Origin of the sequence: Actinoplanes sp. TFC3, from assembly GCF_001553785.1 — a bacterium.
Taxonomy (GTDB): Bacteria; Actinomycetota; Actinomycetes; order Mycobacteriales; family Micromonosporaceae; genus Actinoplanes.
Genome location: NZ_LOJP01000001.1, coordinates 891015 through 915778, shown reverse-complemented (window position 1 = coordinate 915778; position 24764 = coordinate 891015). Strand labels below are relative to the sequence as shown.

Annotated in this window: 25 protein-coding genes and 1 pseudogene; 8 read left to right on the top strand and 18 right to left on the bottom strand. The window is 69.1% G+C overall.

Annotated elements, in window-relative coordinates; translation table 11 throughout:
* Positions 1 to 12: 12 nt before the first annotated feature.
* From TFC3_RS03995 to TFC3_RS03965, 7 genes are all read right to left on the bottom strand, one after another.
* On the bottom strand, positions 13 to 1452 hold the full coding sequence (locus TFC3_RS03995; protein WP_067495759.1) for an NADH-quinone oxidoreductase subunit N: 1440 nt from the start codon (positions 1450 to 1452) through the stop codon (positions 13 to 15).
* Positions 1449 to 2996: a NuoM family protein gene (locus TFC3_RS03990; RefSeq protein WP_067495756.1), complete on the bottom strand. Its 1548-nt coding sequence runs from the start codon at positions 2994 to 2996 to the stop codon at positions 1449 to 1451. Before TFC3_RS03990 ends, TFC3_RS03995 begins: the two co-directional genes overlap by 4 nt.
* Positions 2993 to 4900: an NADH-quinone oxidoreductase subunit L gene (locus tag TFC3_RS03985; protein ID WP_067495753.1), complete on the bottom strand. Its 1908-nt coding sequence runs from the start codon at positions 4898 to 4900 to the stop codon at positions 2993 to 2995. Before TFC3_RS03985 ends, TFC3_RS03990 begins: the two co-directional genes overlap by 4 nt.
* Entirely contained in the window at positions 4897 to 5244 is a 348-nt protein-coding gene (gene nuoK / locus TFC3_RS03980; RefSeq protein WP_067495750.1) for an NADH-quinone oxidoreductase subunit NuoK, read from the bottom strand. Before nuoK ends, TFC3_RS03985 begins: the two co-directional genes overlap by 4 nt.
* Entirely contained in the window at positions 5244 to 5804 is a 561-nt protein-coding gene (locus TFC3_RS03975) for an NADH-quinone oxidoreductase subunit J (RefSeq protein WP_067495747.1), read from the bottom strand. The genes nuoK and TFC3_RS03975 overlap by 1 nt, the downstream gene beginning before the upstream one ends.
* Entirely contained in the window at positions 5801 to 6463 is a 663-nt protein-coding gene (locus tag TFC3_RS03970; RefSeq protein ID WP_067495744.1) for an NADH-quinone oxidoreductase subunit I, read from the bottom strand. Before TFC3_RS03970 ends, TFC3_RS03975 begins: the two co-directional genes overlap by 4 nt.
* A 278-nt stretch (positions 6464 to 6741) precedes the next feature.
* Positions 6742 to 7611, bottom strand: a complete 870-nt coding sequence (locus tag TFC3_RS03965; RefSeq protein WP_236717979.1) for an NAD(P)-dependent oxidoreductase — start codon at positions 7609 to 7611, stop codon at positions 6742 to 6744.
* Between the two features lie 370 nt (positions 7612 to 7981).
* Here TFC3_RS03965 and TFC3_RS03960 point away from each other — a divergent pair, with 370 nt between their 5' ends.
* Entirely contained in the window at positions 7982 to 8392 is a 411-nt protein-coding gene (locus tag TFC3_RS03960) for a hypothetical protein (protein ID WP_067495741.1), read from the top strand.
* Positions 8393 to 8598: 206 nt separating this feature from the next.
* Here the strand turns inward: TFC3_RS03960 and TFC3_RS39045 are convergent.
* The 3 genes and pseudogenes from TFC3_RS39045 to TFC3_RS40325 all read right to left on the bottom strand — a co-directional run.
* Positions 8599 to 8920, bottom strand: a pseudogene (locus tag TFC3_RS39045) (serine hydrolase); the annotation flags it as partial.
* A gap of 10 nt (positions 8921 to 8930) precedes the next feature.
* The gene (locus TFC3_RS03955; protein ID WP_067495738.1) at positions 8931 to 9890 is read right to left on the bottom strand and encodes a complex I subunit 1 family protein; all 960 of its coding nucleotides are present in this window, start codon (positions 9888 to 9890) and stop codon (positions 8931 to 8933) included.
* On the bottom strand, positions 9890 to 10960 hold the full coding sequence (locus tag TFC3_RS40325) for an NADH-quinone oxidoreductase subunit C (protein WP_369819566.1): 1071 nt from the start codon (positions 10958 to 10960) through the stop codon (positions 9890 to 9892). The genes TFC3_RS03955 and TFC3_RS40325 overlap by 1 nt, the downstream gene beginning before the upstream one ends.
* Positions 10961 to 11053: 93 nt before the next feature.
* On the opposite strand from TFC3_RS40325, the gene TFC3_RS03945 reads away from it, so the two are divergent.
* On the top strand, positions 11054 to 11581 hold the full coding sequence (locus TFC3_RS03945; protein ID WP_067505935.1) for a SigE family RNA polymerase sigma factor: 528 nt from the start codon (positions 11054 to 11056) through the stop codon (positions 11579 to 11581).
* Complete coding sequence (locus TFC3_RS03940; RefSeq protein WP_067495736.1) at positions 11574 to 12545, top strand: hypothetical protein; 972 nt, start codon at positions 11574 to 11576, stop codon at positions 12543 to 12545. The genes TFC3_RS03945 and TFC3_RS03940 overlap by 8 nt, the downstream gene beginning before the upstream one ends.
* A 4-nt stretch (positions 12546 to 12549) precedes the next feature.
* On the opposite strand, the gene TFC3_RS03935 is transcribed toward TFC3_RS03940, so the two are convergent.
* Both TFC3_RS03935 and TFC3_RS03930 read right to left on the bottom strand, forming a co-directional pair.
* Positions 12550 to 13854: a DUF2252 domain-containing protein gene (locus TFC3_RS03935; RefSeq protein ID WP_067505932.1), complete on the bottom strand. Its 1305-nt coding sequence runs from the start codon at positions 13852 to 13854 to the stop codon at positions 12550 to 12552.
* A gap of 49 nt (positions 13855 to 13903) precedes the next feature.
* Positions 13904 to 14473 (bottom strand): NADH-quinone oxidoreductase subunit B, encoded by a 570-nt coding sequence (locus TFC3_RS03930; protein ID WP_082771848.1) that lies wholly within the window; start codon positions 14471 to 14473, stop codon positions 13904 to 13906.
* 54 nt (positions 14474 to 14527) lie between these two features.
* Here TFC3_RS03930 and TFC3_RS03925 point away from each other — a divergent pair, with 54 nt between their 5' ends.
* Entirely contained in the window at positions 14528 to 15931 is a 1404-nt protein-coding gene (locus TFC3_RS03925; RefSeq protein WP_067495732.1) for a gamma-glutamyltransferase, read from the top strand.
* 7 nt (positions 15932 to 15938) lie between these two features.
* Here the strand turns inward: TFC3_RS03925 and TFC3_RS03920 are convergent, their stop codons facing one another.
* Complete coding sequence (locus tag TFC3_RS03920) at positions 15939 to 16856, bottom strand: NAD-dependent epimerase/dehydratase family protein (RefSeq protein WP_067495729.1); 918 nt, start codon at positions 16854 to 16856, stop codon at positions 15939 to 15941.
* Between the two features lie 101 nt (positions 16857 to 16957).
* Here TFC3_RS03920 and TFC3_RS03915 point away from each other — a divergent pair, with 101 nt between their 5' ends.
* Positions 16958 to 17653 (top strand): TetR/AcrR family transcriptional regulator, encoded by a 696-nt coding sequence (locus tag TFC3_RS03915; RefSeq protein ID WP_067495726.1) that lies wholly within the window; start codon positions 16958 to 16960, stop codon positions 17651 to 17653.
* Positions 17654 to 17769: 116 nt separating this feature from the next.
* Positions 17770 to 18663: an IS5 family transposase gene (locus tag TFC3_RS03910; protein WP_067495723.1), complete on the top strand. Its 894-nt coding sequence runs from the start codon at positions 17770 to 17772 to the stop codon at positions 18661 to 18663.
* An 8-nt stretch (positions 18664 to 18671) separates the two neighbouring features.
* Here the strand turns inward: TFC3_RS03910 and TFC3_RS03905 are convergent, their stop codons facing one another.
* Complete coding sequence (locus tag TFC3_RS03905) at positions 18672 to 18980, bottom strand: MGMT family protein (RefSeq protein WP_067505926.1); 309 nt, start codon at positions 18978 to 18980, stop codon at positions 18672 to 18674.
* A gap of 61 nt (positions 18981 to 19041) precedes the next feature.
* Here TFC3_RS03905 and proB point away from each other — a divergent pair, with 61 nt between their 5' ends.
* Both proB and TFC3_RS03895 read left to right on the top strand, forming a co-directional pair.
* Positions 19042 to 20151, top strand: coding sequence for a glutamate 5-kinase (gene proB, locus TFC3_RS03900; RefSeq protein WP_173745295.1), 1110 nt, complete (start codon positions 19042 to 19044; stop codon positions 20149 to 20151).
* An 11-nt stretch (positions 20152 to 20162) separates the two neighbouring features.
* A complete protein-coding gene (locus tag TFC3_RS03895) occupies positions 20163 to 21401 on the top strand; it encodes a glutamate-5-semialdehyde dehydrogenase (protein ID WP_067495717.1) in 1239 nt (412 codons plus the stop codon).
* Here TFC3_RS03895 and TFC3_RS03890 read toward each other — a convergent pair.
* The 4 genes from TFC3_RS03890 to TFC3_RS03875 form a co-directional block, all read right to left on the bottom strand.
* Positions 21389 to 21610: an alpha/beta fold hydrolase gene (locus TFC3_RS03890; protein ID WP_067495713.1), complete on the bottom strand. Its 222-nt coding sequence runs from the start codon at positions 21608 to 21610 to the stop codon at positions 21389 to 21391. The two genes, TFC3_RS03895 and TFC3_RS03890, sit on opposite strands and share 13 nt — an antisense overlap.
* 36 nt (positions 21611 to 21646) lie before the next feature.
* Entirely contained in the window at positions 21647 to 22453 is an 807-nt protein-coding gene (locus TFC3_RS03885; protein ID WP_067505924.1) for a prenyltransferase/squalene oxidase repeat-containing protein, read from the bottom strand.
* Positions 22454 to 22528: 75 nt separating this feature from the next.
* Positions 22529 to 23749 (bottom strand): adenylyltransferase/sulfurtransferase MoeZ, encoded by a 1221-nt coding sequence (gene moeZ, locus TFC3_RS03880; RefSeq protein WP_236717977.1) that lies wholly within the window; start codon positions 23747 to 23749, stop codon positions 22529 to 22531.
* Positions 23750 to 23821: 72 nt separating this feature from the next.
* On the bottom strand, positions 23822 to 24764 hold a 943-nt coding region (locus TFC3_RS03875; protein ID WP_369819564.1), incomplete at its 5' end, for a DUF3152 domain-containing protein.

Here is a 24764-nt window from a genome sequence, read left to right as displayed (position 1 = left end):
GTCCTCAGGCGGTCAGCGCGCCAGGATGTCGAAGATCGGCTGAGGGGCGAACCCCAGCGCCACCGCAGCCACCGCCCCGATCACCAGAGCCGCAGTAACCACAGCCGGCACCGGCACACGCGGATGCGTAGCCCGATGCAAGAGCTCCGGATCCACAACCCCGATTCCCACAGGCGTCACCCGCGCGTAGAGCAGCGCCGTAGCCCGGACGTAGTAGGCCAGCGCGATCACCGCGTTCAAGGCCACCACGCCAGCCAGCCATCCCCAGCCCGCCGTGATCAACGACTCCACGACCGTCACCTTGGCGAACAGGCCCGCCAAGCCCGGGGGAAGACCGGCCAGGCCCGCGAAAGCCAGCACCAGTACGGCGCCGAGCCACTTGTCGCGCCGGCCTGCGCCATGGAAGTCGTTGAGGGTGCCGCCGTCGGTTCCGGGGCCGCGCAGGGCTGCTACGGCGCCGAAAGCCAGGAATTCGAGGAGGACGAAGAACACCGCGTACGCGAAGGCTGCTTCCACGCCTGCGGCTCCTACGGCCAGCGGGGCGATGATGTAGCCGGCCTGGGCCACGGAGGACCACGCGAGCAGGCGAACCATCCGAGTCTGGCGCAGGGCGACCAGGTTGCCGACGGTCATGGTCAGCACCGCGAGCACCGCCACGACCAGGCCGGTATCGAGGCGCTGGACCACAGCGGCCAGCGCGATCACGCCGCCGAGCTTGGAGGCCGTGGACAGGTACGTCGCCACGGGCACCGGGGCGCCGTCGTAGGTGACCGGGGCCCACGCGTGCAGGGGCACTGCGGCGACCTTGAACGCGAAGCCGATCACGATCAGGGCCGCACCGACGGTGGCCAGGTGCGCGAAGCGGCCCGCTCCCCCGGTCAGCTCGGACAGGTGCAGGGCGCCGGTGGCCGCGTACAGCAGGGCCGCCCCGAGCGAGGCTACGGCGGTGGACACCACGCTGATGAGAAAGAATGTCACCGCTGCGGGGGCGGCTGCCGGGTTGGCTCGGCGCCGGTGCAGGCCGACCAGGATGTAGAGCGGCAGGGTGAGGGTCTCCAGGCCGACGATCAGCGTGATCAGGTCACCGGCGTACGCGACCACCACGCCACCGGTCATCGAACAGGTCAGCAGGAACGCGAACTCGCCCACCGGCGCGTAGCCCTCACGCAGCGTCGGCACGGACAATGCCAGAACGCCAGCGGTGAGCGCGGCGAACAGCACACTCAGTAACGCCGCGCGGGGGGTTACTACCCAGGAGCACAGGTCGCCGGTGCAGAACGTAGCGGCCCGGTCGGGTGCGGCGACCGCGCACACGGCGGTGGCCGCGGCACCGAGCACGCCGGCGAGGACCTGGAACCGGGCGAATGCCAGGTCGGCGATCAGCACCAGCAGGGCAGTCCCGGCCGCGGCGTACAGCGGTAGCAGGGCGGCGTGGTTCACGGCCTGGGTCATCGCAAGGCTCCCGTCAGGGCGGCCACCGGGTCGGCAGACGCGGCGAGCACGAGCGCGGGGACGAGCCCGACTACGAGCGTGAGCAAGATCAGCGGTGACCAGGCGAGCCATTCGGGGCGCGCGATCGCGGTGAAGCCGGTTACCGCGGGAGTCGCCGGGCCGTGGGTGACGCGGCGCAGCAGGCGCAGGAAGTACACGGCGGTCAGGGCGCCACCGACGGCGGCCAGCACCGCGAGCGTGATCCACAATGCGCTGCCGCGCTGGATGGCGGCCACCACCGCGAACGCCTCACCCCAGAAGCCGGCGAGTCCGGGCAAGCCCAGCGACGCGATCGCGGCGAAGCCGAGCAGGCCGGCCAGGCGCGGGGCGGTTTCGCGCAGTCCGCCCAGGTCGGCCAGGTCGCCGGTGTGGCCACGGTCCTTGATCGCCCCGGCCAGGAAGAACAGCAGGCCGGTGATCACGCCGTGCGCGATGTTGCCGATCAGCGCGGCCTGGATCCCGGCGGCGGTGCCGGTGGCGATGCCGAGCAGCACGAAGCCCATGTGCCCGACGCTGGAGTAGGCGATCAGGCGCTTGAGCTCGGTTTGGCGCAGACAGATCAGCGAGCCGGCGAGGATGGCCGCGACCGCCAGGATGCCCAGGACCGGTCCGGCCGCTGCTGCGCCCTCCGGAGCCACGCCGACGCCGACGCGGACCAGGCCGTACGTGCCCATCTTGAGCAGCACGCCGGCCAGGATGACGCTGCCTACCGTGGGTGCCTCGGTGTGCGCGTCGGGTAGCCAGGTGTGCAGCGGCCAGAGCGGCGCCTTCACCGCGAAGGCGATCGCGAACAGGGTGAACGCGACGTACTGGGTGGTGCGCGAGAGGCCGAAGCCGCCAGCGAGCGCGAGCATGTCCGCCGTACCGGCCGCGACGACCACGGTGATCACTCCGAGCAGGAGCAAAACCGAGCCGAACAGCGTGTACAGCACGAACTTGCGCGCCGCCTCCCGCCGCCGCACGCCGCCCCACCCGGCGATCACCGCGTACATGGGCAGCAGCACGACCTCGAAGAAGATGAAGAACAACACCAGGTCGAGGGCCAGGAACGTACCGAGGATGCCGACCTCAAGGACCAACATCAAGGCTGCGAGGGTACGACCAGAGCCCCCCTCCGGCACCTTCCACACGGTGTACGCGCAGCACAACGTCGTCAGCAGAGCCGTGAGCACCACCAGCGGGTACGAGATCCCGTCGATCCCCAGGTGGAAGTCGATGCCCAGCCGCGGCACCCATGCCAGGTCCACTTCGGCGAACGGCACCACCGGAATGGCGTCGGTGGCGGTGTAGCGGAACCACCCGAAGTCCCGCTGCGAGGGCGTGAGCACCAGCGCCAGTGACACCACGAAGGTGACAGCCGCGAACCCCGTCGCCACCAGCCGGGAGCCCCGGTCGGAACGAGCCGGGAGCAGGGCCACGACCAGCGCCCCGACCGCCGGGACGACCAGGACGGCGATCAGCAGTACCTGCAGCAGCCCGCTGACGCCGGGTGGGTTCATGGTCATGCGGCTGCCCCCACGATCGCGGCGGCGAGCCCGAGCACGAGCACCCCGGTGAACACGGCGACGGCCGCTCGCGGCAGGGCTGCCCGGTGCGCCGTGGCGAGCGCCGAGCCGAGCCGGGTCGTGGTGGTGCCGGTGCCCTCGACGGCCGCGTCGACCACGCGTTCATCCGTCAGTCGGACAGCCTGGGCGAACGCGCGCACTGGACGTACCACCAAACGGTCCTGCACTTGATCGAGATGGAAGCCGGCGGCGAACAACGGCTGCAACCGCCCGAGGGCCCGCGCCGGGTCGACGCCGGGCGCGGTCTGCCAGAGCCACCACGACGTGCCCGCACCCACGATGAGCAGCAGCAACGGAGCCACGATGGAGACGCTCAGGTGCGGCGACTCCAGCTCCAGCGCGGTTCGGAAGCCGGGCAGGAACGCGGCCAGGCCCAGCAGCGCCGCCGGAATGCCGAGCACGATCAGTGGCCAGCGCATCACCCTTGGCGGATCGTGCGCGGGGCCGGGCGGCACCTCGTAGCGGGCGTCGTCGAAGCCGACGAACCAGTCCTCGGTGCGCGAGCGGACGTGACCGAAGAACGTGCGCAGCAGCAGACGGGTCGCGTACCAGGCGGTAATCGCCACGCCGAGCAGCGCCGCAACCCACACCACCCAGGCCACCCACACCGGAGCCGGGCCGTCACCCTCGGTGGCATGCGCCGCTGCGACCAGCACATTCTCCTTGGACCAGAAACCCGCAAGAGGGGGTACGCCCGCAAGTGCGCCGAGCCCCACCACGAACAACCAGAACGTGACGGGCATCTGCGTGCGCAATCCGCCCATGCGCGACATGAGGTTCGTGCCGACCGCGTGGATGATCGCCCCGGCGGCCAGGAACAGCAGCGCCTTGAACGCGGCGTGGGTGAGCAGGTGGAACAGCGCGGCAGCGGGCGAGCCGACGGCCAGCGCGCTGGTCATGTAGCCGATCTGGGACACCGTTGACCAGGCCAGTACCCGTTTGAGGTCGTCCTGCGCGGTGGCCGCGAGCGCGCCGAGCAGCAGCGTGATCGCGCCCATCAGCCCGAGCACAGCGAGGGTGGCCGGGGACTGCGCGAACAGCGGGAAGAGGCGGAACACCACGTAAACGCCGGCGGCGACCATGGTGGCGGCGTGGATCAGCGCCGAGATCGGCGTGGGTCCGGCCATCGCGTCCGGTAGCCAGGTGTGCAGCGGGAACTGCGCGCTCTTGCCCGCCACGCCGGCCAGGATCAGCACCAGCGCCACCGTCGGCACGCCGGTGCGTTCGAGCAGCTCGTCGATCTGGAAAGTACCGGCGTCGACCGCCAGCCACGCGATGCCGAGCAGAAAACCGACATCGCCGACGCGCGTGACCACGAAGGCCTTCACAGCGGCCGCCGGCGCTTCCGGCAACCGGCGATCATGACCGATCAACAGGTACGAACACGCGCCCATGACCTCCCAGCCGACCAGCAGCAGGATCAGGTCGTTGGCCGAGACCACCAGCAACATCGCGCCGGTGAACAGGGCCACCTGGGCGGCGTAGGGGGCGTAGCGCGGATCATCGTGCAGGTAGCCGACGGAGTAGATCTGGACGCACAGTGCCACCACGCTGACGGCGAGCGCGACGTAGAGGGCGGCCGGGCCGAGCGCGAAGCCCACTGTCACGTGAAGGTCGCCGAACGAGACCCAGGTGGTGCTGACCTGGACCGGATCGTCGACCACGACCAGCAGCACGATGGTGATCAGCAGGGCGAGAGCGGCCCCGGTGATGCCGAGGAAAGCGCCCCTCCGGCCCTTTTTGTCCTTGGAACCTCCGTTTTCCCCGGGCGGCAGTAACAAGCCGGCAAGACCGAGCAGCAGGGGTACGCCGGGGAGCAGCGGCATCAGCACGTCGGCGGTCATCCGGCGGTCTCTCTCTCGTGCCCGAGGTCAACCTCGTCGATCTGAACAGCCCGTCGCGTCCGGTAGTACTGCAGCACGATGGCCAGCCCGACCCCCACCTCAGCAGCGGCCAGCACGATGACGAACAGCGCGAACGCCCCGCCCCGGTAGCCGCCCGGCGAGGCCGAGGCCGGATCGCTGGACGACATCAGGGTGACGTCCGCCGTGACCAAAATCAGGTTGACCGCGTTGAGCATCAGCTCAACGGCCATGAGCACGAGGATCGCGTTGCGCCGGCGCAGCACACCGTAGACGCCGAGCCCGAAAAGAATGGTGGCGATGACGTAGGGAATGACCGCGTGCATCAGGCGTCGCTCCCCTCATGGCCGGCGTCTTCGGGTGCGGCTCCCTCGCGGGCGGCTCCTTCGCGGGCGCCGATGTCGGGGCGGGAGAGCACGATCGCCCCGACCAGCGCGGAGAGCAGCAGAATGGAAAGCACCTCGAACGGCAGCACCCAGTTACCGAACAGCTCGGCGCCCATCCGCTCGGTGTTCCCCGGTGCCGGCAGCGCATAGATCGTCCACCGGAACGCGTCAACCATCAGAACGGCCAGACCCACCCCCACCCCGCCGCCCACAATCACCGCAGGCCAAGCCGGCCGATCCAGGTCAGCGGAGGGCCCAATCGGCGCCCGGGTCAGCATCACGGCGAAGAGCAGGAGGACGACGACCGCGCCGACGTAAACAAGCACTTGAACCCAGGCAACCAGCCCGGCGCCGAGCCCGAGGTAGAGCCCGGCCATCGCGCCCAGGGAAACGACAAGGTAGAGACCGGCCCGCACGAGGTGAGTGCTGGTCACCACGAGCGCGCCCGAGCCGATGGCAACAGCCCCGAGGGCGATCAGCAGCGCGTCGGCGACTGTCACTGCTCCGGCTCCGCTGGCTTGGGTTCTTCTGCGATGGTCGGCCGCTCGGGAGCTGCGGCGGCGGGCGGTGCGGATTCGGGGGCGGGCTTCAGACGTACCGATGGACGGGCTGTTCTGGCGGCAGTGACCGCTCCTGGGCCTGCTGCTTTGCGTGTCGCCGTGGCTTGTTCTTTTGAGGGTTCGCCGAGGACGTCGTGGGCGGGCGGGGGCGGCACGGTTGGCATCCAGGCGCCGAGGCGGTCCTTGTCGTGGAGCAAGCTGAGGACGTCGGTTTCGGAGTATTCGAACTCGGGTGACCAGTGCAGGGCGTCGAAGGGGCAGACCTCGATGCAGATGCCGCAGTACATGCACAGTGAGAAGTCGATGTCGAAGCGGTCCAGCACGTTGCGCTGCCGGGCGCGGGCGGCGCCGGGGACGACGACTTCTTCCTTGTGCGAGTCGATGTAGATGCACCAGTCCGGGCACTCGCGGGCGCAGAGCATGCAGACCGTGCAGTTCTCCTCGAGCAGCGCGATGACACCCCGCGACCGGGGCGGAAGATCGGGCTGGACGTCGGGGTACTGCTGGGTGCTGGAACGCCGGGTCATCGTCTTCAACGTGACGGCGAGCCCGTTCACCAACCCCTTGCCGGGCGTGGACCGATCCGCCTGCTCACTCATGAGCACATATCCTGCCCGGTCCGCCGATCCGAGGCGAGCACACCCCCACCGGTTCTTCCAGGACGCTGGGAGAAGACCTTGTCTGAAATCCGTGCCGACCGCTGACGGTGCAGACCTACCAGCTCGATTCGAGGATGAGATCCACCAGCCGATCGGCACCTGCACCGACGTGATCAAGGTCGATGAGCCGTGGCCGATCGAGATCCCGGTCGCGCGCCCGCATCCTCGCCGCTTGTGAACGGTCGCCCGGCTGCTGGTGTTGTCGGTCAGAACACCGCTCACGCATGGTGGTGCAAGCCCAATAGCCGGTGAATCCCGTGAACCGGGTTGTAGCCGAAGGCTTCCGCGGCGGCGTGCGAGTCGTAGATTCGGTCGAGCGTGCGAGGCAGTGGCCAGTTTCTTTCACGGAACGCGGCTGCGACCTCAGGAAGCCGCGCCGCGATCAGTCCGGCCGCGTCGTGGTGCAGTGCGGGGCAGTCCGCTGGGGTGAACGCGTACGGTCCGGCGATGTTGAAGGCTCCGGTCGCACCGTGATGCCCGGCGACACGAACGGCGGCCAGCGCGACGTCGTCCAGCGCGACGGCTCGGTGCAGGAAGTGGGTGGCCAGCACGGGCGGGGACTCGGGAAAGCAGCGGGCGATGCGCAAGGTGACCGACGGCGCGGCAGCCGAGGCGACGAGCCGCTCGGCGGCCAGTTTCGTTTCGTCGTAGATGTCGCGCGGGCGGGGTTCCAGTTTCTCGTCCACCCATGTCGTCTGGTCGACGGGGACCAGGGCGTGCCCGTAGACGCTGGTGCTGCTGATGTAGACGATACGCCGGACACCCACGAGGCCGGCCTCTTCGAGCAACGCCTCGGTGACGCCGACGTTGACGGCCCGGAACTCTCGGTCATCTACTCGGCCGACATGGGGCGCATGCAGTGCAGCGGCGTGGACCAGGAGGTCCGCCCGCCGAAGTGCGGCACGGCGCACCACCGGGTCCCGGAGATCTCCGAGGACGCTGGTCCACGGGCCGGATATCCGGTCGACCCCACGAACGGACCAGCCACCCGCGTCAAGGGCCGCCGCGAGCGCCGCGCCGACGCGGCCCGAGGTTCCGGTGACAGCCGCAACCCGGATCGGTGATGGCCCCTCTCGCCGTTCGCGCACAGGTCATTCTGACGGCGGCGCGGCAGACCCGTCGACCCCGACCGCCGCCAACGCTGCGCGGCGCGGCACCGCCAGCCCGCGCGAGACACCCAGCCCGCGCGACACCGCCGGCTCCCCGCCGCGCGACACCGCCGGCTCCCCGCCACGCGACACCGCCGGCTCCCCGCCACGCGGCGCCGTCAACCCCTAGCAGGCGTGCGAGCTGCCCGGATTGCCGTGGGAGCGTGTTTCATGCGGTGTGCGGCTGATGATAACTGTTCGAGTGGTTCATAGTTTTCCTTGTAAATAAAGATGATCGTCAGTTTTGAGAAGGGTGTGTGCGGTTATAGGCGTTGGCGACAGAGCGCAACCACCACTTTGGAGGGAATGCATGACCGTCACCAAGAACCGCGCACGCACCGTCATCACGGCCGCGATGGCCGTTGCTGGGGCCGCTGGGCTGCTGGGGGTTACCGCCCAGCCCGCTGCCGCTCAGGCTGTGCCGTGTGTGCAGAAGATCGCCGTGGTCAACAACGGCGGGTTCACGCTGAACTTCCAGATCACCACGCGTGAGGGGGCGTTGTCGGCGGCGACCGACACGTACCCGGTCAACCAGTGGCGGCTGATCGACCTCACGTCGACCGCGCTGCCCGAGGGCTCGGATGTGCGACCGCTGGTGCACGCTACGGCGGGTAACGACGAGCTCGGCAACGTCTTTGTGTCGTACTGCACGAACGGGCAGACGGCTACCTACACGGCCAGCGGTACGACGTTGGACTACTCGGTCACCCTGCTCACCTGATCGGCGAGCCGGGTCCTGATCACGGGTCCGGGTCGGCCGCATTGATCCACGTTGAAGTGAGCGGATAGAAGGGGGCCGGGCGCACCGCAACTGCGCCCGGCCACACCCCCGTCCGGAAGTTACGAACAGAGCGCGGTGTCGACCGCGTGCAGCACGCGGGTGGCGTTCGCCGGTGACCTGTTCACCGACCGGCAGGAGTACGTCTGCCGCCGAATCACCCGCTCGATGATCGAGCGGCCGGTCACCTTCTGCACAGAAGGCCGGCGACGATGTAGTTGGTGTTGCTGTACGACCAGCTCGTTCCCGGCGCGAACACGGCCGGATGGGCGAGTGCCCGGTCCAGCAGCTCGCGCGGCTCGAAATGGCCGTGAACGTCTTGGTGTTGCTGCCGATGCGTATCTGCCCGTCAACCGGCACGGGTCTGCCGGCGCCCAGTTGAGCGACACCGGCGGTCAGCTTGCGGGGGCGTCCATCGCATCTCTCGACCGCGGCCGATACCCCGGGACAGCCGTCGCGCGTGACGAGGCGCGAGGGCCGCCTAGAGGGCGACTTTGATCGCTGCAGTAAGGATGAGCTGCCCCAATGCGACCGGTACCAGGATCAGCCAGCACAGCCGTTGCAACTGGTCCTCGCGCAGTCGTGGGTAGGTCACACGGAACCAGATGATCACGAACGACACGGCGAAGACCTTGAGGATCGTCCACAGCCAGCCGAGGTGCTCCGCCGCCGGTCCGTGCCATCCTCCCAGGAAGAGAACTGTGGTCAGCCCGGCGATCACCACGATGCCCACATACTCGGCGAGCAGGAAGAACGCGAAGCGCAGGCCGGTGTATTCGGTCATGTAACCGAACACCAGCTCGGAGTCGGCGATCGGCATGTCGAACGGAGGGCGGCGGATTTCCGCGAGCCCGGACAGGAAGAACACGAGGGCGGCGGGCGCCTGCCACAGCAGCCACCAGGGGTTCCACGCCTCGACGATGCCGGGCAGGCTGAGCGTTCCGGCCGCCATGGCGACGCTGGCCGCGGAGAGCACGAGCGGCAGTTCGTAGCCGAGCAGTTGGGCGGCCCCCCGCAGACCACCGAGCAAGCTGTACTTGTTGGCCGAGGCCCACGCGGACATCAGCACAGCGAGCACCCCGACACCGAGCACGGCCAGCACAAAGAACAGACCGATGTCCAGGCTCTGCGCGACCAACCCGCCGGGTCCCAGCGGAATTGCCAGGATCACCACAAGGTACGGGAAAAGCGCCACAATCGGGGCCAACTGGAACACGGTGCGGTCAGCGTCGCGCGGGGTGATGTCCTCCTTCTGCACAAACTTGACCCCGTCGGCGACCAACTGGGCCCACCCGTGGAACGCGCCCGCGTACATGGGACCCAACCGGCCCTGCATATGAGCCATGACCTTGTGCTCGGCCTGGCCGATGATCAGCGGCAGCACCAGGAAGCCGATCAGCACACCGACGACCCTGATGAGCAGGTCGAGCCAGAGCGGCATCAGGAATCTCCCTCGTCGCCGTCCGGCGTGGTCGAAGCAGGCGGCACATCAGCCGGCGCGTCGGCGGCAGGCCCCCCGGCGGCAGGCGGCGGCGCGGCAGAAGGCGGCGGGGTGGTGATGGGCGGGCCTTCGTTGGCTACCGGGCGTTCGGCTGCGGCGGGGTTCTCGGCGGTGAAGCGTTCGACCGTCGCCGGGTGCGGCTGCTCAGGGTTGGCGCCCAGATCGGCCGGGGTCTCCGCCTTTGGGTCGCCCGGGGCGCCCGGCGTAGCCCGCGACGCGATGTCGCCCACAGCCCGATCCCCCGCCGCAGGCCGAGCCGGCCGATCCCCTGCAGGACGAGACCCCGCAGGCCGAGCCGGCCGATCCCCAGCAGGACGAGCAGGACGGTCCCCTGCCGCCGGCCGGGCGGGACGATCCCCGGGCGCGCGGCGGGCGGGCGTTTCCGGTGGCGGTACCTTGCCCTTCAGCGGTCCCCACTCGTTCGGGTCCGGCACGCCCGGCGGTCGCATCGGTGCGCGCTTGGCCGTGCCCGCCTCCGACTCCCCCGGTTCCTTGGCTCCCGGCCAGGCCTTGGCCACCCGGGAGGCCAGCACGAAGTCCTTGCGCAGCGGGTGGCCCTCGAAGCCCGGCGGCAGCAGCAGCGGCTGCAGGCCGGGGTGGCGTTCGAAGCCGATGCCGAACATCTCGTGGGTTTCGCGCTCGTGCCAGGCCGCGCCCGGGAAGAGGTCGATCACGGATTCGACCACGGCGTTGTCGCGGGGCACCCGGGCTCGGATGAGCAGGCCGTGCTTGCGGCGGGTCGACCAGAGGTGGGCAATCACGGTGAAGCCGTCGGTCAATTCGTCGACCGCTGACAGCCAGTCGAAGTAGTCGCAGCCGAGGGCGCCCGGGTCGCGGGCCGCGCCGATGGCCGCCCACCAGAGGGCTTGCGGGACGTCCACCACCGCGCGTTCGTGGCCGGGGCCGCCGCCCGAGGTGCTCGCGGTGATCGTGGCGGGGTCGACGGAGGCGTCGGCATCGTCGGCTGTCAGCAGCGCGACCATCCGCTCGCCGACCTCTTCGGGCGTCATGGCGTCATCCTAAGGTCAGTCCGAATTTCAGTGACCGACGCGGCGCAACCCTGTGGATAACCGGGGCGTGTAGTGGGCGTGACATCGGAGGCGATAGCCATCACATCGGAGCCGCTGACCGCCGTGCCTGCCCTCACCGCCGTGTCGTTCGACGAGTTGTACGCCGCGCATTACGCCGATCTGACGGTGCAGCTCTACGCGTACTTCGGCGATCGGCAGGAGGCGCAGGACGTGGTCCAAGAGGCGTTCTGCCGTGCCCTGGCGCGGTGGCGCAGCGTCTCGGCGTACGACGACCCGGTTGCCTGGATCCGCCGGGTGGCCTGGAATTTGGCCGTCAGCAAGTGGCGGCGTACCCGGACAGCCCTGAACTTCCTGCGCAAACAGCGACCCAGCGAGGACCACGTCGACGGGCCGAACCCCGAACGCGTCGCGCTGGTGGCGGCGCTGTCGACGCTGCCGGCGCAGCAGCGGCGCGCGATGGTGCTGCGCTACCTGGCCGACATGACGATCGCCGAGATCGCCGAGCGGGAGAACGTCGCGGAGGGCACGGTCAAGTCGTGGCTGCACCGGGCCCGGACCGCGCTGGCCGCCCAGATCACCGAGGAGGTGCGAAATGCCTGATCAGCTCGAGGAGCTCTTCGCTGAGCTGCGTACCGGGACCCTGCCGCGGGTGCGGCCTGCGGGCGTCGACGCCGCCCGGAACACGGTACGACGCCGGCGCACAACCAAGCGGGTTGTCGCAGCGACCGCCCTGTTGACAGTGGCAGGCGGGACAGCCGTCATCGGACTCGATCGCCGCATGCCCGAGCTGATCCCGGCCGCCAGCAACGAGACGAACGCCATGCAGGCCGTGGCGAACCTGGGCGACCGCAAAGCCGGCGGGCTCGTTGCCGATGCCGTACCGGTCGGCTTCCGTGATGTGCCGGCCGGCAGTTACATGCTAGCGGTGGCTTGCGCCGGTTCGGGGGTGCTGACCGTACGGGTGGCCCTGCGCCGCACCGACTCCTCGACCCAGGACCTCGGCGGGCAGGTGGTGTCGTGCGCCACCGACCCGAGCCCGGCGACGATGCTGTTCCGGCTGCAGGAGGACGGCCTGGTCGCCGTGACGGTGGCGGGCGACGAGCAGGCCCGCGGCAATGCGGCGTACGCGGTGGCGCTGATGACGAACGAGGACGTCAACAACTCCCCGCTGCCCAGCCAGGAGTCGCAGTTCAACGCGCAGCGGGCGGCCGACCTGCTCGGGGTGAGCACGTCGTTGAACCCGCAGCAGCTGACCACCGAGAACGGCAGCCAGACCATGGTCACCTCGGCCGAGGCGGGCGAGTATTCGCTGCGGCTGGCCTGCGCCGGACCCGGGCTGGTCAACTTCAAGATGGAGGAGCTGCGCACCACGGACGGCAAGCCCGAGGTCATCGGTGCGACGCTGGCCGACGAGGCGGTGGACTGCCTGGACGAGGATCCGCAGACGTACGACACGCTGGTCACGGTTGTGATCCCGGCGGACGCCGGCTATGTGGTGACCGTGAACCCCGATGAGGGCGCACGCAACCAAGCCGGCCTCGCCTTCGTCCTGCTGCCGCAGTGACGGCTCATTCCAGGCCGGGCAGGCGGCCGTTGCGGAAGACGTCGACGAAGTCCTGGTGGTCCTCGCGCGCCTGATCGCCGTAGCGGTGTGCGAAGTCCACCAGCAGCGCGACGAAGCCGGGTTCGTCCTTGTCGACCTCGGCCACGATGGCCTCCTCGGTGGAGAAGTCGACCAGGTCGTGGCTGGATTCGTCGTCGGCCACCGAGTGCATGCGGGCCACCGCGCGACCCAGGTCGGCGACCACGCCGCTCAATTCCTCGGGTTCGTTGACATCGGACCAGTCCAGATCATTCGCGTACGGAGAAACCTCCGCGACCAGTTGCCCGACGCCGTTGAGTTCGGTGTACCCGAGCCAGGGGTCCGCGTGCGCCTGCAGTGCCCGCTGCGATTCGGCCGTACGGTGTCCCTGGTGCTTGAAGTAGCCCTTGACCTGCTCGTCATCGACCCATCGGGCGACCGCCGGGACCTGGGCCTGCTTCATGTAGATGATCACGTCGTTTTCGAGCGCCTGGGTGTGCCCCTCGAGCAGCAGGTTGTACGAGGGCAGCCCGGCCGAGCCGATGCCCACGCCCTTGCGCAGCTTGATGTCCTTGATCCCGGTGTGCGCGCCCTCACCCTGCGACGGCAGGGTCTGCAGGTAGTCCTGGAACGCGGCGGTGACCAGCTTCGCGGTGTCCTCGTCGACCTCGTAGACGCCGTCGCCGAGCGAGAAGCGGCGCTCGTAGTCGTCGACCGTGGTCTGCCCGGCCAGCAGGTCGACGCGGGTGTTGAGGCGCGCCTCCTGCAGCACCCGGCGCAGCACCCCGTCGGCGTTGTCCAAGGTGATCGAGCCGATCGCGTCGTCGCCGCCCTTGGCGATCGCCCGCAGCTCGGTCAGGTACGCCTGCGCGAACGTGGTGACCAGGGCGGTGATGGCGTCGTCGGAGAGCGCCTTGCCGTACCCGATCAGCGCGAGGCTGGCGCTGAAGCGCTTGAGGTCCCAGCTGAAGGGCCCGACGTACGCCTCGTCGAAGTCGTTGACGTTGAAGACCAGCTGACCGGAGGAGTTCATGTACGTACCGAAATTTTCCGCATGTAGATCGCCGTGGATCCACACCCGGCTGGTCCGGTCGGTGAGGAAGCGGTCGTCGCGGTAGGCACCGGTCAGGTCGGCGTAGAACAGCGACGCGCTGCCCCGGTAGAACGCGAACGGGGTGGCCGCCATCTTGCGGAACTTGCGCCGGAAAGCCGTTGGATCGACGGCCATCAGCTCGCCGAATTCCCTGCTCAGCACGTCGATGATGAAGTCCGCCCGCGTTTGGTCAGCCATGCTCGCAGGGTAGACCGGCGACGCCATAGCTGTATGCCACAGCTCTTTCTTACGCCGGCGGCCTGACCACCGGGGCGGTCAGCGAGGCGGCGCTGCGCGGGGTGACGCTGGCGTCCGGAGGGCCGGGGATCAGCGGGTCGGGGCGGGACACGCCGCCCGGGCCGGACTGCTCGCGGGCGATCTTCTCCTGCAACTGCAGGATGCCGTGCAGCAAAGCCTCCGGGCGGGGCGGGCAGCCGGGCACGTACACGTCGACCGGGATGAGCTGGTCGACGCCCTTGGTCACCGAGTACGAATCCCAGTAGGGCCCGCCGCAGTTGGAGCAGGAGCCGAACGAGATGACGTACTTCGGCTCGGGCATCTGGTCGTACAGCCGCTTGATCGCCGGGGCCATTTTGTCCGTGACCGTGCCGGAAACCACCATGAGGTCCGCTTGCCGCGGTCCGTGCGCGAAGGGGATGACACCCATCCGCATGAAATCGTGGCGGCTCATGCTCGTCGCAATGAACTCGATCGCGCAGCACGCGAGCCCGAAATTGAACACCCACAACGAATAGCGGCGCCCCCAGTTCAGCACGAACTTGATGGGATCACCGAGAACTCCAGGCAGTGCGGCCACGTCGCCACGCTACCCTGCCACCGCGGCGGGCTTGCGGGCTCTACGCTTCGGCGAATGGACAACTCGGTCGCGGCCGGTGTCGCCGCTAGCCACCCCGCCACGGCCGCCGCCGGTCTGCGGATCCTGCGCGCCGGGGGCACAGCCGCCGATGCCGCGGTCGCCGCTGTGCTCGCGACGTGCGTGGCCGAGACCATCTACACCGGACTGGGCGGCGGCGGCTTCGCCACCTACTTCGACGCGGCTTCGGGCGAGGTCACCTGCCTCGACTTCTTCGTCGCGGTGCCGGGAACAGACGGCGACTGCCAACCCGGGCCGATGGTTGCGGTGGACGTGCTTTTCGGCGGCCTACCCCAGGTATACGCGATCGGCGGTGCCAGCGTGGCCGTGCCGGGCGTACCCGCGGGCTGCGGCGAGGTGCACCGGCGCTGGGGACGGTTGCCCTGGGATCAGGTGGTTGCTCCGGCGTACGAACTCGCCTTGACCGGTGCAGACCTGCCGCCCGCGCACGCGCGCACCTTGGAAGCCTGCGCGCCCGCTCTTACCTACGCGGAGGGAGCCGAGTGCTACACCCCGAACGGTCAACTGCTGCGGGGCGGTGATCGGCTGTTCCACGCCGGGCTGGCTTCGGCGCTGGCGGCGCTCGCCGAGCAGGGACCCGCGCTGTTCTACACCGGCGACTATGCGAAAGTGCTGGTCGAGACGGTACGGGCGGCCGGTGGAGCGTTGGGGCCCGGGGACTTGGCTGCGTACCGGGTGCTTGAAACGCCTGTCGATCAGGCGCGGCTGGGACCGTACCGGGTGCGCGCTCGTCATGACTTGAACCGCACGGTGGATACCATCGCGGGACTGCCCCCGAACCTGGACGAAATGCCCAGGTCCGCGCGGTCTGTGGCCGTGGCCGCCGCCCTGCGCGACCGCGGCCGGCAGAAAATCGGTGACACCACGAACGTCTCGGTTGTCGACGCCCCGGGCAACGCCTGCGTGATCACCACCACCATGGGTCTGGGCGCCGGCGTCTGGCTGCCGGGCCTGGGCATCAACCTCAACTCCATGCTCGGCGAGGGCGAACTCATCACCGACGACCTGGCCCCGGGCCGTCGCATGTCGTCAAACATGTGTCCGCTCGTGGTCATCGACAAGGCGGGCAACCTGCGCATGGCGGCGGGCTCGGCCGGGGCGTCCCGCATCCGCACGGCCCTGGTGGAGTCGCTGGTCAGGGTCCTGATCGACGGTGTCGACACCCCGTCGGCGCTGGCTGGGCCACGCTTCCACGTGGTAGACGACACGGTGCACGCGGAGCCGGGATATCCGCGCGAGGATCTGGCGGCGCTGGCTGCGGCTGGTTGGCAGATCAAGCAGTGGCCGGCGCTGGACCATTACTTCGGCGGCGTGACAGCAGTGGGACCGGGAGGAGCAGCCGGCGACCCCCGCCGCGGCGGCGTCGGCCTGCTCCTATGACTCGGGTCTAGTCCTTGGCCAAGGCCGTCGAGGAGGCTGCTTCTTCGCGGAGGATGGTGGTCAGGCCGGTGGGGTGCAGGTCGAAGGTTTTGGCTGTTTCGGTGGCGTCCATCAGGAAGGGACCGTAGAACTGGTAGTCCATTTCGGCTAGTTCGCGGGCCATGGGGATGACCAGGCCGGCCGCGTGCATGGCGAAGCGGGGCACGCGCCGCACCTTCACCGCCGGCTTGCCGGCCACTGCGGCGTATCGGTTGGCCAGCTCACGGACGCTGATCGGGGGCGCGGACGGCACGTGCCAGGCCCGGCCCCAGCCTTTCTCGGCTGCGGCGATGCGGATCAGGGCGCCGGCCATGTCGCCGACGTAGGTCCAGGTGTGCGGGGCGTCCGGGTCGCCGGGCAGCCAGGCGGTTGCGTTCTTGGCGATTGCCGGGCTCAGGACTGCTGAGAAAATGCCGTCGGCGCCTTGGCCGAGATAGTCCGCACCGCGTACTTCGGTCGTACGGATTCCGCTGTCCAGGGCCTTTTGCCACATGGCTGCTCGCAGTTGTCCTTTGCGGCCGGTGGCGGCCAGCGGCGTGTGCTCGTTCATGTGGCCGCCGGGCTGTTGTCCGTACCCGTAAAGGTTTCCGGTGATGGCCAGAACCGCATCGTTGGCGCGGGCGGCGGAAATCATTGCGGCGAAGACGGGCGGCCAGAGCGAAGCCCATTTCGTGTACGGCATGTTGACGCAGTTGTAGAGCACGCTCGCCCCTTGCGTCAGTTCCGTCAGGCGCTTGGTGTCGTTCGCGTCGGCCGCTATCCGCTCGGTGAGGGGGTGCTCGGGGCCGGAGCCGCTGCGCGTGATGATCCGGACCTGCTCGCCCGCGGCGGCCAGTTGCTTGGCGACGTTCGTGCCGACCGGGCCGGCTCCGACGATGACCTGCATGCCGTTCTCCTTTGTGAGCAGTGCTCTCCCAACAACACAAGCCTGCATCCCGGCGCCAACGAAAGTCAAGAGCAGTGCTCTTGATATGGCACACTGTTTCCATGAAGGCAGCCTCGCTGAGGGCGCGCATCCGCGCCGAGATGACCGACGAGATCAAGGCGGTGGCCCTTCGCCACCTGGCGACCGACGGGGCCAATCTGTCGCTGCGCGCGGTCGCCCGGGACCTCGGCATGGCGTCCTCGGCCGTCTACCGCTACTTCGCCAGCCGCGACGAACTGCTCACAGCGATCATCATTGACGCGTACGACCATCTGGGCGCAACCGCCGAAGCCGTGCCGCGCGACGGGTCGTACCCGGAACAATGGCTTGCCGTCTGTCACGCCGTGCGGGAATGGGCGCTGGCCAACGTCCACCAGTGGGCCCTGATCTACGGCAGTCCGGTCCCCGGCTACCAGGCCCCGAACGACACCATCAGCTCAGCCACGCGCGTGGTCCTTACCCTGGCCAGGATCGTGCAGGACGCGGCGGCGGCGGGCCAAGCCGACGCCGGAGAACCGGTCACCGGGCCCCTGGCCGAGGACCTGCAAGCGGTCGCCAGCTTCGCCGGACCGGCCGTGGCACCCCAGCTCGCCGGTCGCACGATGGCCGGCTGGCTCCAGCTCAACGGGGCGATCAGCGCCGAGCTGTTCGGCCAGCTCAACAACACGATCACCGCCCGCCGCGAGTTCTTCGAGTTCCAGATGCGCGGCACCGCCTCCTGGATCGGACTGTCAGAAGTCGGGCTGCGCGAAAGCTAAGGTGTGTTTCGTAAGTCAGCTGAGGTCTGATGGTTGCGGCGTGGCGGTGATCGATAACTGAAGAGGTCTCCGGTACTTGGTACAACGACCAAGAAGCACCATGCACCGGAGACCTCGTGGCCACCCTAGCGGTGACGAGGCGGCACGACCTTACCGACGCGCAATGGGCGGTCCTGGCTCCGCTGCTGCCTGCGCCGTCGACCAGAGGCCGGCCGCCGAAATGGACAAGACGGCAGCTCATCGACGGGATCCGGTGGCGGATCCGGATCGGCGCCCCGTGGCGCGACGTGCCGGCCGAGTACGCGCCATGGCCGACGATTTACGGACTGTTTCGGCGCTGGCAGCGCGACGGGACCTGGGAGAAGATCCTGTCAGCCCTGCAAGCTCGAGGCGATGCACAAGGCCGCATCGACTGGACCGTCAGCGTCGACTCCATGACCAGCCGCGCTCATCAGCACGCCGCCGGTGCCCGCACCGACGGGCATTCACAGAAGGAACCACCCGGCGGGGTCCACCAGGAGCCGACCGACCATGGGCTCGGCCGCTCTCGTGGCGGGCTCACGACCAAGACGCACCTGGCCTGCGAGCAGGGCCAGAAAGTGCTCTCGATGATCGTCACCGCCGGGCATCGCGGTGACAGCCCGCAGTTCATCCCGGTCCTGCGCCGCATTCGGGTGAGCAGGATGGGTGTTGGCCGGCCCCGGTCACGTCCGGATCTCGTGCTGGCCGACAGGGCTTACACCAGCCGCGGCAACCGCCGATACCTGCGCTCACGCGGCATCAAGGCGTGCATCCCCAGCAAGAGCGACCAGGACGCCCACCGCAAAGCCCGAGGCTCCCACGGCGGGCGTCCACCGATGTTCGACCCGCAGCTCTACCGGCTACGCCACGCCGTTGAAAACGGCATCGCCCGGCTCAAACGCCACCGCGGCGTCGCCACCCGCTACGACAAGTTGGCCGTCCGCTTCCAAGCAGTCCTGACCATCACCATCATCGGCGAGTGGTTATAAAACACGCCTTAGAAGTCGGGCTGCCAACTCGCGCGCTTGATGTCGACGCGTTCGCCACGCAGCGGTACGCCCTCGCTGAGCAGCCGTTGCCGCGTTTCCTGCTCGTGGCCCGGTGGCATCCGGCCGGTACTGTTGACCACGCGGTGCCAGGGCACGCCGCCGCCGTGCCGGGCCATGATCGTGCCGACCTGGCGGGCCGAGTTGCGTCCCGAGCGCTCGGCCAGCGCGTCAGCTATCGCGCCGTAGGACATGACTCGGCCCTCGGGGATGCTCTCAACGAGCTTGAGGACCTCTTCGACGTACTCCTGCGGGGTCACCGTCGCCACGATATGGGATGCGAAGTCGGCGCCGACGGTCGCGGCGAGCAGAATGGGCCGGGTGCGCGAAGAGGTGACCGGAGCTCGCCGGATCGTGGTCAAGGTGGGGTCGTCCTCGTTGACCACCGCCGATGGCGGGATCGATGACCTGCGCGTCGACACCCTGGTCGACGTGCTGGGCAAGCTGGCGGCCCAGGGCCGGGAGGTCGTGCTGGTCTCCAGCGGGGCCATCGCCGCCGGGCTCGCCCCGCTCAGCCTGCGCCGGCGACCGCGGGATCTGGCCACCCAGCAGGCTGCGGCCTCGGTGGGGCAAGGGCTGCTGATCGGACGGTACGCGGCCGGGTTCGCCCGGCACGGGCTGACCGTGGGGCAGGTGCTGCTCACCGCCGACGACGTGACGCGCCGGGTCCACTATCGCAACGCGCACCGGACACTGCGCAAACTGCTCGACTTCGGGGCGCTGCCGATCGTCAACGAGAACGACACGGTGGCCACGGAGGAAATCCGGTTCGGCGACAACGACCGGTTGGCGGCGCTGGTGGCTGCGCTCGTACAGGCTGATCTTCTGGTGTTGCTGTCCGACGTTGATGCGCTGTACACCGGGGACCCGGCCGATGCGGGGTCGCGGCGGATCACTTCTGTCCGTACCGAATCAGATCTTTTCGGAATTGCCATCGGCAGCGCCGGCAAGGCGGGCGTGGGGACCGGCGGCATGGTCACCAAGGTCGAGGCCGCGCGGATCGCCACCGGGTTCGGCATCCCCGTCGTGCTGACCGCCGCGCCCCTGGCCGGCGAGGCGCTCAACGGCGACGAGATCGGCACGTTCTTCCACGCCGCCCAGACCCGGCCTACCGCACGGCTGTTCTGGCTCGCCCATGCGACCGCACCGCGCGGGCGCCTGCATCTCGACCCCGGCGCGGTTGCCGCCGTCGTGGCCCGGCGCAAATCGCTGCTGCCCGCCGGCATCACCGCCGTGGACGGATCCTTCGCCGCTGGCGATCCGGTTGACCTCGTCGACGCCTCGGGCGCGCCGGTGGCCCGCGGGCTGGTCAACTACGACGCGGTTGAGCTGCCGGCGCTGCTCGGACGCTCGACGCCGGAGCTGGCCGCGACGCTCGGCCCGGGCTACGAACGTGAAGTTGTCCACCGCGACGACCTTGTTCTCCTTTGAAAGGCGACATCATGAGTGTGCTTGAGCAGGCCGCGGCGGCGCGGATCGCCGCCATCGACCTGGCCGCGGCCACCCGCGCGGACAAGGACGCCGCGCTGCAACTGATGGCCTCGCGGCTGGTCGAGCGGGCTGAGGACATCGTCACCGCGAACGCTGTGGATATCGAGAACGCACGCACCGGCGGGCTGTCCGAGGCCATGATCGACCGGCTGACGCTGACCGCCGAGCGGATCGCCGCGATGGCCGGCGGGCTGCGCCAACTCGCCGCGCTGCCCGACCCCGTCGGCGATGTGGTCCGCGGGTCCACCCTGGCCAACGGCTTGGAGCTGCGCCAGATCCGGGTGCCGTTCGGCGTGGTCGGCATCATCTACGAGGGCCGCCCCAACGTGACCGCCGACGCGGCCGGGATCTGCCTCAAATCCGGCAACGCGGTACTGCTGCGCGGCTCCGGCTCAGCCATGAGCTCCAACGCGGCGATCGTGTCGGTGCTGCGCAAAGCGGTCGCCGACGCGGGTCTGCCAGCCAACGCGATCCAACTGCTCGACGCCACGACCCGCGACTCGGTGAAGGAGCTGATGCGCGCCCGCGGCCTGGTCGACGTGCTCATCCCGCGCGGCGGTGCCTCGCTGATCAAGACGGTGGTCGAGGAGTCGACGGTCCCGGTGATCGAGACCGGCGTGGGCAACTGCCACGTGTACGTCGACGAGTCGGCCGACCTGGAGAAGGCCCTCGCCATCGTGCTCAACTCCAAGACCCAGCGGCTGTCGACGTGCAACACCGCCGAGTCGCTGCTGGTGCACGCGACGCTGGCGGAGACCTTCCTGCCGATGGTGGTGGAGGAGCTGATCAACGCGGGCGTGACCGTGCACGGCGACCCGCAGGTGGCCGCGCTCGACGGTGTCGTCGCGGCCACCGACGCGGACTGGGACACCGAATACCTGTCGGCCGACATCGCGGTGGCCGTGGTGGACACGCTGGAGGACGCCCTCGACCACATCCGCCGGCACGGCACCGGGCACACCGAGGCGATCGTCAGCGAGAACGTGACAGCCACCCGCCGCTTCACCGCCGGGGTGGACGCGGCAGCCGTGATGATCAACGCCTCGACGCGCTTCACCGACGGCGGCGAGTTCGGCTTCGGCGCCGAGATCGGCATCAGCACGCAGAAGCTGCACGCCCGCGGGCCGATGGGCCTGCCCGAACTGACCTCCACCAAGTACGTGGTGACGGGTAACGGTCACACTCGCTGAGCGAAAAAATTGTCGACGGCCCGCCGGAACGCGGCGGGCTGTTCGACCCACGGGTAGTGTCCGCTGTCCGCGATGACCGCCAGCTCACCGTGCGGGAACAGCTCGGCCAGGGCTCGTACGGGAGCCAGCCCGGTCAGGTAGTCCTGTGCCCCGGCCACCACGAGCACGGGAGCGCCGACGGTGGTCAGGTCACCCGGCGAGTCGAGCATCTGTGCGGTCGCCGGCTCCGAGGATGTCGTAGGCGCTCATCGGCAGGCCCGGATCACGGTGAGCGTGGTGTTGACGTCGAACACCGGGCCCTCGGCGCTGTCCCAGCCGCCGTCGGTGCGCTGCGTCTCGCCCAGCCGCTTGCGGGCGCTCTGCACCAACCAGTCATCGCCCAGGTTGACCCGGCGCAGGGCGGCGGCCATGTTCGCCACGTCGGCCGGGGACATCTCGGCCACCCGGTCGCCCAGCACGAGCTGCACCCGCGCCGATTCGTAGAAGAACTGGGCCTCGTGCAGCAGCCCAGCCGCATGCCAGCCGGTCGCGAGGAACGAGGGCCAGGTGCCGTCCGGGTGCAACTGCGCTACCACATAGCGGGCGGCGGAGGCGAGCGTGTCGGCGTACCGGGCCGGCTCTTCGTGGTCGGGGTGGCTTTCCAGCTCTGCCACGGTCATCCAGAAACCGGCGACCGCGGTCAGGTAGAGGGTCGCCTCAGGGTCACCGGGCAGGGCCCAGGGTGGTGCTTCCCCGGCCAGTGTCTGGTCTTCCTGCCAGGTGCCGTCGGGGCGCTGGCTCGCGGCCAGCCAGGCGAGCGCCCGGTCGACCGGTGGGCCGTGCAGCCCGCCCAGGTCGTCGAGCTCGGCCAGCCGGAAGCAGGTAGCGTCGACCGAGGGCACCGAGATGTCGCCGCCCGCGTGCCAGCCGCCCGCTGCCGTCTGCCCGTCCTCGATGCGCTGCAGGACGCTGTCGGCTGGTTTGGCGCCGGTGCGCAAGTAGGACAGACGCGCCCGCTCCACCGGGTCACCGTGCGCCACCACGTACCCGATCGCCGCATCTATATCGACCACGATCGTGACGCTACCGGCCATCCGCCCCGCGCGGAACGGACAGCCGGTAACTCAGTGCATCAGTAGGTCAGTACCTCAGTAACTGGGCAGGGACGGGTCGACGGTGTTCACCCACGAAACGATGCCGCCCTGCACGTGCACGGCGTCCTTGAAGCCAGCGGCCTTGATCGCCGCCAGGGCCTCGGCCGAGCGGACACCGGACTTGCAGTGCAGCACGATCTGCCGGTCCTGCGGGAAGCGCGACAGCGCCTCACCGGAGAGAATCTCGCCCTTGGGGATGAGCGTCGCGCCCGGGATCGACACGATCTCGTACTCGGCCGGCTCGCGCACGTCGACGAGGAACACGTCCTTGCCGGCGTCCTGCCACTCCTTGAGTTCCTTGGCGGTGATCGTGGCGTTGAGCGTGGCTTCCTGGGCCTCGTCGGAGACGGCGCCGCAGAAGTCCTCGTAGTCCTCGAGCAGGTCGGTGACCGTCGGGTTCTCGCCGCACAGCGCGCAGTTGGGGTCCTTGCGCACCTTGATCTTGCGGTATTCCATCTCGAGGGCGTCGTAGACCATCAGCTTGCCGACCAGCGGCTCACCGATGCCGGTGATGAGCTTGATCGCCTCGTTCACCTGGATCGAGCCGATGGACGCGCAGAGCACGCCCAGCACGCCGCCCTCGGCGCAGCTCGGGACCATGCCGGGCGGCGGGGGCTCGGGGTAGAGGCAGCGGTAGCAGGGACCGTGCTCCTCCCAGAAGACCGAGGCCTGGCCGTCGAAGCGGTAGATCGAGCCCCAGACGTACGGCTTGCCGAGCAGCACCGCGGCATCGTTGACCATGTAGCGGGTCGCGAAGTTGTCGGTGCCGTCGACGATCAGGTCGTACTGGCTGAAGATCTCCTTGACGTTGTCCACGTCGAGGGAGGTGTTGTGGATGACCACGTTGACCAGCGGGTTGAGCTCACGGATGCTGGCCGCGGCGGACTCGGCCTTGGGCCGGCCCACGTCGGAGACGCCATGGATGATCTGGCGCTGCAGGTTGGACTCGTCGACGGTGTCGAAGTCGATGATGCCCAGCGTGCCAACCCCGGCCGCGGCGAGGTAGAGCAGGGCTGGCGAGCCCAGGCCACCGGCGCCGACGGCCAGCACCTTGGCGTTCTTGAGCCGCTTCTGCCCGTCCATGCCCACGTCAGGGATGATCAGGTGACGGGAGTAGCGCTGGATCTCGTCGATCGTCAGCTGCTCAGCCGGCTCGACGAGCGGGGGCAGGGACACGGTGAACTCCCCGGGTAGGCAGTAAGGTGCGGCCACCATTGTTGCTCGTTGTCCGCCGGAATGGGCATGACGCAGAACACCGGCCCGGCATGCGGGACGGGGAATCAATCATCAATCGATGGGGTTGCCCGCGTACCGCCGCCCGTCAAGGTAGGGCCAGGCGTTGGCGATGCACCCTTTGAGGCCGTACGTCTGCTGCATCATCACCGGTGCCGGCTCGCCCTTGCCGGGGCACGCTTCGTGGCCATGGCCCAGCTGGTGGCCCACTTCGTGGTTGAGCGCGTAAGCCCGGTACACCTCCAGCGGCGCCCCATAATCGGGCACAGCGTCCTCCCACCGGTTCAGGTTGATGACGACCTGACCGGGCAGCCGGCACGAGCTGAACCCCGCCGTCTTGAGCCCACCGGTGGCACACATCTTGTCGGCGGTCTTGGCGGAGCTGAGGTAGATCGTGAACTCGGACCCGGCGGCCTGCGGAACCCGCTGCAACCGGAACTGCCGCCCCGCGATCCACCCGCGCGGATCCCCGAGCACCCGGTTCACCTCGTCCGAGAAGTCCTTGCCGTCGCCCTGGTCGATGTCCTTCTCGACGGCAACCTTGAACCGTCGCAACGTGCCAGTCGTCCCGAGCACCGGTCCGTACCCAGCGACAAAGCTGAAGCCACTCGCGCTGACATTCGCCGGAGCCTTGGTGGGCGGCTGGTCAACAGCATCAGGCGGAACACCCCCAACAGCACTGCGGGTCGCAGGCGCCTTATTCCCCGGTACGGGCAAAGCACTCGGCACTGCGGCTTTCGTCCCCTCGGTCACACTGGGCGTCTCGTTGGAGCTGTTGCTGCGCACGACCTGTCCAGCAACCAGCACAATCGCGGCGAGCACCAGGAAAATGAGCACCGCGAGTTGCCGGCGGCGCCGGGGCATGCGCTTCGTCCTGGCGGGAGTGGCTTCGCCTTCGATGACCGCGTCGGCGCCGGGCGTGGCCGGCCCCGGGATGATCATGTCGGGGGCGCTGGGTGGGGGCGCTGCCAAACCGAATGGTGCGCCTTCCGGGGGG